We start from the raw sequence: 11,420 nt of genomic DNA, 5'->3' as shown, positions 1-11,420 counted from the left end.
GAAAATGTATATCGTTGGCAGAAGAAATTATTTAGACCAATTATCAAAAGCTTCATTGATGACTTTATTCTCGATAAAAATCATCTGCTACCACAGAGAATCTTTAAATAATAGTGCGTAAGTCCTAATGGATTAAAAAATAGTTCAAATAGGAACAATAAAAAATATTATAGAGCTAAGAATATTTGAACCTTAGCAGATTCTATGCAAGTAGTAGCACAATCAAAATTAATAAATTGTTAAACTTCAAAATTGTGACAAGATGACTCTGAATACAGATCTAATATTCAATCTACCTTATCATCCAGTTATTCCTTGACTGCGAAAACTGTGGCATACATTTTATAGCCTCTCGTACTAAATATACTATTACTGCGTTAGTTCGATTCTGAACTGGAAACTTTGTGAACGTTGATACATCAATGCTAAATTTGGATCATCACGTTGGATCCACATCTATTGTTAGATTTTTGAAGGGTTTTATTCAGAAAACCATATTTATATTCAGAGTTAAAACAGGTATCAACATGCAACGCTATGTAAGCGACGTAAATACCTCGAATAAAGATCTAATCAGAATTGAATGACTTAACTAAAGATGCTTTTACATTGACGTATTTGGATACAGCTCAGCGATTGGCTTATTTTATATAAAGGTTAGAGTGATTAATGCAACTTCCAGTGATAGAGACAGTTCTCCAAAGGAGTTTATTCTATGGCTAAATCAAGAGCAAAACACAAGCAGGTTCAGCAAAAGGATAAAAAGGACAGTGCTCAAAATGAAGAGCAACAACAGCAACAGCAACAACCCTCTAAACCATCACGTGCGAAAAAGCGTAAATAAAATTTAGACCTGATTCAACAAAACCCTCAGCTGAGGGTTTTGTTATTTTTAAGACTGTTTCCGACAAATAATCTGGAAAAAACATCACTAAAAATAACAGGATTTTGACTTTAAATTTTTCTGTATTCCTTAAGATAAAACGAACCACTCATTAAACGGCAATGCGAGCTATTGTGAAAATTCCCAAAATCCTGCTTTTAATATTTTCCTTAAGTATATTACTTACTGCCTGTCAGCCACCGCCATCAGGTGAGCCAGCGGGCTGGAAAAGCCCGTATCTGTACTGGCAATTAAAAAAATCTGAGCTGATTAGACCGGTAGAAATTCCTGTACAAGGAGTAAAACCTCGCCAGATTCAGGATACTTGGGGTGGAGCGCGCAGTGAGGGACGTAAACACGAAGGAACCGATATTTTTGCTCAACGAGGTACACCGGTAGTCAGTGCGACCCAAGGGATCGTCCGCAAGATTGGAACCAATAATTTAGGAGGTAAAGTTATCTGGATTACTGGTCCGAATTTAAGCCAACATTATTATGCACATCTGGAGGATTATGCTGAACATATTCAGGAAGGAGACTGGGTAGAAGCAGGTGAAATCATTGCCTATGTCGGTAATACCGGTAATGCGAAAAATACACCACCACATTTGCATTATGGGATTTATCTCAGTGGGGAAGGTGCAACCAATCCTTATCCTTATTTAAAGGTAGAAGAATTGGAATAAGTGCAGGTGAATGTAAAAAAAATGTAAAAGATCGCCATCTAAAGAATGAAAAGCATAAAATAGCGTATCTCCCGCTTTTCCTGTTTTTATGAGTTTTGCTTATCGACCAGATATCGATGGCCTGAGAGCTATTGCAGTATCATTGGTTATTTTCAATCACCTGGGCTGGTCATTATTTTCTGGCGGCTATATTGGTGTTGATATTTTCTTTGTCATTTCCGGCTATCTCATCACGACCATTCTGACGCGCGATATTGAGTTGCAGCAATTTTCAATTGCACGGTTTTATAAGAAACGGGTGATCCGTCTGGCACCTGCATATTTTACTGTACTGGCAATTGTCAGTCTGATTGCTTGGCAGGTGATGTTGCCGGGTGAACTGACAGAATATTTTAAAAGTGTCATGTATGCGACTGTACTTATTGCCAATCTGTATATGCGAAATGAGGTGGGAGATTATTTCAGTCCGAATGTAGAAAATGTGCCTTTATTACATTTATGGTCACTGGGCGTAGAAGAGCAGTTTTATATTTTCTGGCCGCTCTTGCTATGGCTATTCCTTAGCAAGACCTCGCGTAAATATCTTTGGCTCGTCATCAGTGTATTCATTGTCGCTTTGGTTCTATATGCCCAGCAGCAACTGACTCAAAACCCGGCCAAAGCTTATTATAGTATGCCGGTACGGGCATTTGAGTTGTTGATTGGTGCATTGATTAGCTGCTTGCCAAAACCAAATCTGCCAAAAAAACTATTACAGGGATTGGTCTGGGCTGGGGTAAGTGTTCTATTTGCAACTGCAATTTATTTTGATCAGCAAACCCCATTCCCAGGACTGATGGCATTGATCCCGTGTCTTGCAACAGCACTGATTATTTATCTGGGACAATCCATAGCTTCAAGTAATTTATTGCTAAGTAATCGTCTTAGTACATGGATTGGCAAAATTTCATATCCTCTGTATTTATGGCACTGGCCAATCATCGTGTTCTTTGGCATTTATATGCTGCCATTGAATCTGGAAAATCAGATTATTATTGTTTTTCTATCATTTATATGTGCATTTCTGACTTATAAACTGGCTGAAACACCCCTGAAACGCTTTGTGATGGCTGCAAATTATAAAGTGATTATTCTTGGATTTCTGTTACCTGCAGCCAGTTTTATTGCGATCGCCCAAACCATCAAAACACATGAAGGTTTCCCGGAGCGTTTTCCGCAGTCTGTATATGCAAAACAGGAAGCATTACATACGTATGCTCATGTGATTCGCAGTAACTGTATGGATACCGCGGATCCAAATGTTTTGCCCAGTGCTCAAGATTGTGTCTTAGGGCAATCTAAAGAAGATATTGATTTCTTGTTGATTGGCGATTCGCATGCTAATGCCTATACTGCAATGCTAGATGAATGGGCAAAGGATGCTGATTTACGTGGTTATGATGCAACGCAAAGTTCAACTTTTTATCTGCCAGGTGTGCAGCGATTTGAGTTAAAGCTGAATCAATGGAAAGAACTGACCAAATTCCAAAAACGTAATGATGCTATTACTGCACATCTTAAAGAAACCCATTATCCAATGATTATTCTGGCGGGATCTTATGCGCAGTATTTTGACGATGATGTAAAACTTAAAGATAGTGTCCATCATACTGAGGAAGAGATATTTAAAGCAGGTTTGATAAAAGCTTTAGAAATTGCCCATCAATCTAGTGATCAGGTGGTGCTAATTAATGATGTACCACATCTAGACTGGGAAGGGATTCCATCTGATTGTAATATTCGTAAAGAGATTCTTCATCGAGACGCTTCATGTACAGTTTCTCGAAAAAGTTATGAAGCACATTTAAAGCAATTCAATCAGATTTTGGCAGAAGCAAAACTGAAATATCCGCAATTGAAAATCGTTGATCCAACCAAAGTCATCTGTGATCAGGAGGCATGTAAAACGATGCTGAATGATGTGCCTTTGTATCGTTTTAAGGATGATAATCATCTTAATGATCAGGGTTCACGGCAATTGGGCGTTGAATATCTAAAACAGTTTGGTAACCCGCTTAAAGATTTGAAGAAAGATTAAATGGAATAAAACCACGTTTAATGACGTGGTTTTATTCCCTGGGATTTGGGGCATTGACCGATTTTAATCTTTATTTAATTCTTTTCTTCTTGAACAGAAACTGGTTGCTCACCCATCTTATATTTGGAAGAACGTGTATTCCAGACCAATTGCAAAGTTCCGGCTAATAAAACTAAAGCTGCCAGCATAAACTGTTGATGGTAGTTCAATCCTAGATATTGCAGGGAGCTAAAACTCAATCCTCCAATCAGCTGAACAGCAGCAAAACATAGAGTCGCAATGCTCCAAAGCTTTTTATAGGCCAGTCCATACAGCTGCAAAATGGTATAAGAAGTGAGGAAAACCACAGCGGGATTCAACATTCCGGTAAAAAAAGAAGAACTGAAAGTGAGAAACGGATTAGCATTTAGAGTCGCAATGAAAATCGCCAGAATATATACACTATAAAGAATCTTCAGGGCAGTAAAATTGCCAAATTTTCTTGCAAGAACATAAGCAGAAAAAGCACCTAAGGCACTGCCCAATCCATATAGAATCCAGTTAAAGTTAATCCAGAACAAGCTTAATCCTAGTTCATGGCTGAGATAGTCAATCCAGAACAGGGAATGCGGAATATAGGCAAATGCACTACAGGCATAAACCGCCAGTAAACTATAAAAGACTGTATTTAAAGGTGCTTGCGCAGGATGAGAAACAGATTGTTTAGCTAGATAGGGTTTAAATTGTGGTATCAGTAGGCTTAAGCAGATACAAATCATCAGGGCAAACCCACATAAGATCAGCCAGGCCGTACGTATGGAAATCTGGTCAAGATAAGGCAAAAACAGGGTAGCTAATAAAACCCCTAATCCAATCCCGCTAAAACCAATAAAATTGATTTTAAAACGGTCTTTTAAATCACAGCACTGAGCCACGACACTTGGTGACAAAATCATCAGCAGGCCACCACTAATACCGGAAATCACGCGCCAGCTGATATACCAGATTTCAGAAAACCCTGAAAAAGCGCAACAGAATAGGCTAACCATTCCAGCTATTGCAGCAAGCTGGATATAAGTACTCATGCTTCGGTCTTGGGGCAAGCGCATCGCTGCAAAAGCACCGATTAAATAACCCAGTAGATTGGCACTACCCAAAAGACTGGCAAAGCTCGTGCTCCAGGCAAAGGCTTCACGTGTACCAGGTAACAATGCGGTATAGGAAAAACGCAGAATGCCGATGCCTAAGCACATACTCAGGCAGAGAAAAAGGCTAAGCTTGACCGTATTTGAGGACATCCATGTACTCTTGGATTTTTATATTTGTTCAAAAAATAGCATGAATCATCAAGCTAAAGGAGAAAAGGCTGAATAGATTTTATTAAAAAAAGAAACTCTAGATTAATAGCATACTTCTATTGTAAATATCTGTAAAGCTTATCGCGGAACTTTTTAGACAATAAAAAACCGCATTCATGAATGCGGTTTTTTGGAATTAATTTTATAAATTAACGCATTTTTGCCAAGAAACGGCCTAAACGGGTAATCGCTTCACGCAGTTCATTTTCTGCTGGCAGGAATACCACACGGAAGTGATCCGGTGTTGGCCAGTTGAAGCCAGTACCTTGAACCAATAGAACTTTTTCGGCACGTAACAGATCAAGCATCAGTTTCTCGTCATCCTCAACTGGATAGATTTCAGGATCAAGACGAGGGAAACAGTACATCGCACCTTCAGGTTTTACACAAGATACCCCTGGAATCTCGTTCAGCATTTCCCAGGCAATATTGCGCTGTTCATATAGGCGGCCACCTGGGCGGATCAGGTCATTAATAGACTGATAGCCACCGAGTGCAGTCTGAATTGCATATTGTGCTTGGTGATTCGCGCAAAGACGCATTGAAGCCAGCATATCTAGGCCTTCAATGTAGTCCATTGCCCGTGATTTATCACCAGTAATCGCCATCCAGCCTGAGCGATAGCCAGCAATACGATAGGCCTTAGATAAACCGTTGAACGATACACATAATTGCTTGCCTGCGAGTGAAGCTACTGACACATGTTCAATGCCATCGTAAACGATCTTGTCATAGATTTCGTCTGCAAACAGGATTAAGTCATATTTCTTCGCCAAATCAACGATTTGCTGTAATACATGACGCGGATAAACCGACCCAGTTGGATTATTCGGGTTGATAATCACGATCCCGCGGGTATTTGGCGTGATTTTGCTTTCCATATCCGCAATATCAGGATACCAGTGATCTTCTTCATCACATTTATAGTGAATCGCAGTACCGCCAGACAGGTTCACTGCCGCAGTCCATAATGGATAATCCGGCATTGGAATCAGCATTTCATCGCCATCATCCAGCAGGCCTTGCATCGCCATCACGATCAGCTCAGATACGCCATTGCCGACATACACGTCATTCACGTGCATATCCAGAATGCCTTTTTGCTGGTAATACTGACAGATCGCTTTACGTGCCGGGAAAATCCCTTTGGAATCCGTATAACCAATCGCATTTGGCAGGTTCAGTGCAACATCATTAATGATTTCTTGCGGGGCTTCAAAGCCGAATGGGGCGGGATTTCCGATATTCAGTTTGATAATTTTATGTCCGGCTTCTTCCATCTCGTTGGCCGCTCGTAACACTGGTCCGCGAATGTCGTAGCAAACATGCTCAAGCTTAGACGATTTCTTGATCTCGCGAGGGGGGGTGTTACCAATACCGGACATAATTCCATCCAATTAATTTTTAAGTTAAACCTATAGATTACGCAAATATCACAATCTATGCTGAAATTTCGCTAGAAATTTTTTCATCTCTAGCGTAAATATGGAAGTACTGAAGCATGACATTGAATGTCAAAGATTTAAAGGAGTTAGTGATGGGAAAACTCAATAAAACAGACCGGGAATGGCAAAGAGAGTTATCACCAGAAGAGTTTCGCATTACGCGTGAAAAAGGAACTGAACCGGCATTCACAGGTAAGTACTGGAATACAAAACAGGAAGGGACTTATGTCTGCCGTTGCTGTGGTAAACCACTGTTTTCTTCAACCACTAAATATGACAGCGGTTGCGGCTGGCCAAGTTTCTATCGTCCTGTGAGCAGCTCAGTTGTAGAAGAATTACCTGATACTTCACATGGTATGGTGAGAACAGAAATTGTTTGCCATCATTGTGATGCACATTTGGGGCACGTTTTCCCGGATGGTCCGGAACCGACTGGCTTACGTTATTGTGTAAACTCGGCCTCTTTAGAATTACAAACACAAGAAAAAACTGACGAGGAAACTTATCCATGACCAGCATTTATCAGTTTGAAGCTGAGTTGTTAGATGGAAAAAACAAACGGCTTGCAGATTATGAAGGGAAAGTACTTTTAATCGTAAATACCGCGAGCAAATGTGGTTTCACTCCACAATTTGCAGGTCTGGAAAAGCTTTACCAGAAATATAAAGAGCAGGGACTGGAAGTTTTAGGTTTTCCATGCAATCAGTTTGGCGGACAGGATCCAGGTTCAAATGAACAGATCGGGGAATTTTGCCAGAAAAATTATGGGGTTTCTTTCCCAATGTTTTCCAAGGTAGATGTTAAAGGTCCGGAAGCGCATGCAATCTTCCGTTACTTGACCAATAATTCCAAAGGAATTCTAGGAAATGGCATTAAGTGGAATTTCACCAAATTTCTGATTGGTCGTGATGGCAAGGTATTAAACCGTTTTGCACCTACCACCAAACCTGAAGATCTCGAAACAGAAATTGAAAAGGTTTTATAAGTTTATTTGAAATGTCTAATTTCTAATGAATAGAAAATAAGTGAAATAGAAGAATAATTTGTAGCCAAAATCCATAAAAAACCCACTTCTGGAAAGTGGGTTTTTTATTTGTGTTTAGATCTTAAAAGATTAAAGAATCGCTTTTAAACGCTGAATTACCTGTTCACATTGTGCCAGATCAGCCACCAATGCCAGACGCACATGATTTTCACCCGGGTTACCTTGCGTAGTTTCACGAGACAGATAACGGCCTGGCAATACTTTGATATGCGCTTTTTCCATCAACATTTTGGCAAAAGCTTCATCATTGTCCACTTTGAGCCAATAGTAGAAACCCGCATCCGGTTTTTTCAGCGGAAGCAAGTGCCCCAATTCTTTCTGGAACAGATCGAACTTGGCACGATACTGTACCCGGTTTTCTTCCACATGCGCTTCATCACTCCAGGCTGCAATTGATGCTAACTGGTGTTGCACCGGCATCGCTGCACCATGATAAGTACGGTATTGCAGATAAGGTTTGAGTAAAGTGGCATCACCTGCAACAAAGCCTGAACGCATGCCTGGCAGATTAGAACGTTTAGAGAGAGAATGGAAAACGACGCAGTTTTTATAGTCATCTCGGCCAATTTCGGCACACACTTCCAGTAATCCGGTAGGGGCTTCATCAAACCAGAGTTCTGAATAGCATTCATCAGAAGCAATGACAAAATCATATTTGTCTGACAGTGCAATCAGCTTTTTAAACTGCTCTTTAGAAAGAACAGCACCTGTTGGGTTGCCCGGTGTACACACAAATAACAGGGCAGTTTTTTCCCAGACTTCAGCCGGAACTGAATCAAAGTCGCCTAAGTAGTCATTTTCTTCAGTACAGTTAATGAAATAAGGTTTTGCACCTGCAAGCAGGGTAGCACCTTCATAAATCTGGTAGAAAGGGTTTGGCATCACCACATAAGGCGCATCTTCACGATTAATCAGCGCCTGAACAAAAGAAAAGATTGCTTCACGGGTACCAGAGACCGGTAATACATTGCTGTCTGCACTGATGCTATTCAGTTTAAAACGACGAGTCAGCCAGTTGGCAATGCTTTCTCGTAATTCAGGTAAGCCTTTGCTGTTCGGATAAGTCGATAGATGCTGAAAATTATCAATAATCGCCTGTTTCACAAACTCGGGTGCTGGATGCTTTGGTTCACCAATTGAAAGGGGAATCAAAGGCATATTCGCAGGCTGGATATCCGCAAAAAGTTTATTCAACTTTTCGAACGGATATGGGTGCAATAAAGACAAGCTAGAGTTCATGAATGTGTTACCGAGCAGTGTGTTAGTGTTGAGCATTGACCTGATGTGAAGCCTCATCCAGAGCAGCTTTTAAGGCTGCTGCAAAATTGTCAGACTCTGTTTGGGTCATTGGGCTGCCATCTTTTTTGGTGACAAAGAAAATATCTTCAGCACGTTCGCCAAGTGTGGCAATTTTAGCAGAGTGAATATCCAGACCCTGCATCATAAATAAACCGCCAATTTTCGCAAGTAAACCAGGATGGTCAAGTGTCGCAATTTCCACCATATTCTGGTTTAAAGCTTCATTGAGAGTGATATCGACGGTATTTTCAATGTCAAAATGACGTAACTGACGCGGAATCCGGCGCTGCATCAGACCTGGATATTCATCAGAATGACTTAAGGCATCCTGTAAGGCTTCAATGACGGTCGCTTCACGTTCCGGATCGGTCAGAAGGGTGCCAAAACGGTCAAGGACAACATAGGTATCCAGACTGAAAGCTTTGGTTGCGGTAATAATCCGGGCATCCTGAACGTCCAGATTCATGCGATCCAGAACAGCAACCGTGGTAGCGAACAGATTTGGTTTGTCTTGGGTATAGATGAAGATCTGCACGGCATCCTGTGCATATTTACGATGCGCACGCATTAATACCAATGGTGCAGGATTATCGCCATGTTCCAGAATGGCGCGGGTATGCCAGGCGATTTCATCGGCAGATTCTTTCAGGAAGTAATCATCGCCCAGTTCCTGCCAGACTTTTTCGACATCGTAAAGCGAGAAATGTTCTACCAGACGTTCACTGGCTTCGAATTTGGTATCTTCAATCAGCATCTGGTAATCAACCGGACGGCCTAAGCCAGAACGGATGACATCACGCGCATGCGTATAGAGTTGACGCATCAAAGATGAACGCCAGGTATTCCAGAGTTTTGGATTGGTCGCATTAATATCTGCTACTGTCAATGTGTACAGATAATCCAGATGCTCCATATCTCCCATTTTTTCAGCAAATTCTTTGACCACATCCGGATCGGAAATGTCTTTTTTCTGTGAAGTCACTGACATGGATAAATGGTTTTCAATCAGCCAGGCAACCAGATTGCATTCACGTTCGGTAAAGCCATGAGTACGGCAGAACTGAATCGCATCGGCTGCACCAAGCTCACTATGATCACCGCCACGACCTTTGGCAATATCATGGAAAATAGCCGCCAGATAAACGATGTCACGACGTGCTAATCGCTGGAACACAGAGCTGACCACAGGGAATTCTTTGGCAAATTCGGGTTCCTTGAAGCGATTCAGATTGCGGATCAAGAGCAGGGTATGTGCATCCACGGTATAGATGTGGAATAAGTCATATTGCATCAGACCGGTAATCTGTCCGAAAGCCGGAATATATTTGCCCAGGACACCATAACGTTTCATCGCTACCAAGGTTTCATACAGGCGATGCGGTGAACGAATGATGGCCATAAACAGGGCTTGGTGTACCGCATTATCACGGAAATCCTGATCAATACGTTTAGCCGCTAGCGTGAGCAGACGTAAAGTGCGTGCACGAATCCCTTCAATTTCAGGGCGATTGGCCAGCAAATAGAAAATTTCCAGAATGGCACTTGGCTTTTCCGAGAAAATCTTGTGATGTTGAACTGCTAACTTGCCATCGACTAGCTTGAAGTTTTCATTAATTTCTTCAATCTGGCGTTCATATTGAGGTAAACGTGGGGTAATCACGGACTCATTAAAATAAGCCAGTAGCATTTCATTCAGAGTCGAAACCTGCTGCGCGCTACGATAATAGCGCTTCATGAACTGTTCGATTGGATAGTTCGGTGGCTGACCTTCTTCACGGGTATAGCCAAACATCGCCGCAATATCCCGTTGATAATCGAACAGCAGGCGGTTTTCATCGCGCTTGGTCAGGCGGTGTAAATGATGACGAATTTCCCAGAGGAAGCTTTCGGCTTCTTCGAGTACAGCAAGTTCAAACTCGGAAATAAAGCCCAGATGCACCAGGTCATAAATACGGTTGACACGGAAATGACGTTTGGCAATCCAGCCAATCTGGTTAATATCACGGATACCGCCCGGTGCATTTTTAATATCCGGTTCCAGATTGCTTTCAGTATTATTGTGCTGAGCATAGCGTTTGTGCTGCTCGTCCATTTTCGCATCAAAAAAGGTTTTATCAGTCCAGGTTTGTGACACGATCCGGCGTGGCCACTTGGTTAAATTTTCATTGCCAATAATCAGACGTGCCTCGATCAAGGACGTCGCTACAGTAAGGTCGCTGCTGGCCTGATTGACACATTCATTGATGGTACGAACACTGATGCCCGGTTTGAAATTGCCCACATCCCAAAGCGAAGAAATAAAGCTGGAGATCAGCTTTTCCTGCTCTGAAGTGAAATCATCTTCTGAGAGGATCATGATATCGACATCTGAATATGGCAGCATTTCGCGGCGGCCATAACCGCCGACTGCGAAAAGCGCCAAATCGGTCTGATCAAGTTCAGCATGATTCCACAGAAATTGCAGGGCTTCATCAATCAGGTTAGAACGAGCCTGAATGATGTCACGGATGGACTGTCCATTTTCAAAACATTCCTGAAGCTGATTTTCTACATCGCTACGCCATTGATTGATCGCTTTGATGTCATTGTGACTTTTAATGTAATTCAGCAGCGGGGAGGTATTGATCATGAACAGTGGTCCGTTGTAT

General features: G+C 41.7%; 9 protein-coding genes and 1 pseudogene. 6 read left to right on the top strand and 4 right to left on the bottom strand.

The genetic code is table 11. The annotated features are described in order from the left end of the window. The 4 genes and pseudogenes from FTU72_RS12510 to FTU72_RS12500 form a co-directional block, all read left to right on the top strand. A pseudogene (locus FTU72_RS12510) lies at positions 1-111 on the top strand (IS701 family transposase); the annotation flags it as partial. A gap of 604 nt (positions 112-715) precedes the next feature. Further along, on the top strand, positions 716-844 hold the full coding sequence (locus FTU72_RS16420; RefSeq protein ID WP_004784138.1) for a hypothetical protein: 129 nt from the start codon (positions 716-718) through the stop codon (positions 842-844). 161 nt (positions 845-1,005) lie between these two features. Further along, a complete protein-coding gene (locus FTU72_RS12505; RefSeq protein ID WP_179993073.1) occupies positions 1,006-1,569 on the top strand; it encodes a M23 family metallopeptidase in 564 nt (187 codons plus the stop codon). A gap of 88 nt (positions 1,570-1,657) precedes the next feature. Then, positions 1,658-3,646 (top strand): acyltransferase family protein, encoded by a 1,989-nt coding sequence (locus FTU72_RS12500; protein WP_180011657.1) that lies wholly within the window; start codon positions 1,658-1,660, stop codon positions 3,644-3,646. A 74-nt stretch (positions 3,647-3,720) separates the two neighbouring features. Here FTU72_RS12500 and FTU72_RS12495 read toward each other — a convergent pair whose 3' ends face one another. Both FTU72_RS12495 and FTU72_RS12490 read right to left on the bottom strand, forming a co-directional pair. Then, positions 3,721-4,923, bottom strand: a complete 1,203-nt coding sequence (locus tag FTU72_RS12495; protein WP_180011655.1) for a YbfB/YjiJ family MFS transporter — start codon at positions 4,921-4,923, stop codon at positions 3,721-3,723. Between the two features lie 209 nt (positions 4,924-5,132). Beyond that, the gene (locus tag FTU72_RS12490) at positions 5,133-6,368 is read right to left on the bottom strand and encodes a pyridoxal phosphate-dependent aminotransferase (protein WP_004784132.1); all 1,236 of its coding nucleotides are present in this window, start codon (positions 6,366-6,368) and stop codon (positions 5,133-5,135) included. A gap of 152 nt (positions 6,369-6,520) precedes the next feature. On the opposite strand from FTU72_RS12490, the gene msrB reads away from it, so the two are divergent. Both msrB and FTU72_RS12480 read left to right on the top strand, forming a co-directional pair. After that, positions 6,521-6,940 (top strand): peptide-methionine (R)-S-oxide reductase MsrB, encoded by a 420-nt coding sequence (gene msrB / locus FTU72_RS12485; protein WP_180011652.1) that lies wholly within the window; start codon positions 6,521-6,523, stop codon positions 6,938-6,940. Next, complete coding sequence (locus FTU72_RS12480; RefSeq protein WP_004784130.1) at positions 6,937-7,413, top strand: glutathione peroxidase; 477 nt, start codon at positions 6,937-6,939, stop codon at positions 7,411-7,413. The genes msrB and FTU72_RS12480 overlap by 4 nt, the downstream gene beginning before the upstream one ends. Positions 7,414-7,542: 129 nt before the next feature. Here FTU72_RS12480 and dapC read toward each other — a convergent pair whose 3' ends face one another. Next, positions 7,543-8,712, bottom strand: coding sequence for a succinyldiaminopimelate transaminase (gene dapC / locus FTU72_RS12475; protein WP_159123250.1), 1,170 nt, complete (start codon positions 8,710-8,712; stop codon positions 7,543-7,545). Between the two features lie 22 nt (positions 8,713-8,734). Then, on the bottom strand, positions 8,735-11,401 hold the full coding sequence (gene glnD, locus FTU72_RS12470) for a [protein-PII] uridylyltransferase (protein WP_180011650.1): 2,667 nt from the start codon (positions 11,399-11,401) through the stop codon (positions 8,735-8,737). Between the last annotated feature and the right edge of the window lie 19 nt (positions 11,402-11,420).

It is taken from the genome of Acinetobacter sp. YH12137 (assembly GCF_013418535.1).
GTDB lineage: Bacteria > Pseudomonadota > Gammaproteobacteria > Pseudomonadales > Moraxellaceae > Acinetobacter.
Note: the sequence above shows the minus strand (reverse complement) of the source record. Positions and strands in the feature narration are given on the sequence as shown.

What these genes read in the sequence shown, in the direction of transcription:
- glnD (WP_180011650.1), bottom strand. Translation starts at nt 11,401, where the DNA reads ATGATCAATACCTCCCCGCTGCTGAATTACATTAAAAGTCACAATGAC.
- msrB (WP_180011652.1), top strand. Translation starts at nt 6,521, where the DNA reads ATGGGAAAACTCAATAAAACAGACCGGGAATGGCAAAGAGAGTTATCA.
- FTU72_RS12490 (WP_004784132.1), bottom strand. Translation starts at nt 6,368, where the DNA reads ATGTCCGGTATTGGTAACACCCCCCCTCGCGAGATCAAGAAATCGTCT.
- FTU72_RS12500 (WP_180011657.1), top strand. Translation starts at nt 1,658, where the DNA reads ATGAGTTTTGCTTATCGACCAGATATCGATGGCCTGAGAGCTATTGCA.
- FTU72_RS12495 (WP_180011655.1), bottom strand. Translation starts at nt 4,923, where the DNA reads ATGTCCTCAAATACGGTCAAGCTTAGCCTTTTTCTCTGCCTGAGTATG.
- FTU72_RS12505 (WP_179993073.1), top strand. Translation starts at nt 1,006, where the DNA reads ATGCGAGCTATTGTGAAAATTCCCAAAATCCTGCTTTTAATATTTTCC.
- FTU72_RS12480 (WP_004784130.1), top strand. Translation starts at nt 6,937, where the DNA reads ATGACCAGCATTTATCAGTTTGAAGCTGAGTTGTTAGATGGAAAAAAC.
- dapC (WP_159123250.1), bottom strand. Translation starts at nt 8,712, where the DNA reads ATGAACTCTAGCTTGTCTTTATTGCACCCATATCCGTTCGAAAAGTTG.
- FTU72_RS16420 (WP_004784138.1), top strand. Translation starts at nt 716, where the DNA reads ATGGCTAAATCAAGAGCAAAACACAAGCAGGTTCAGCAAAAGGATAAA.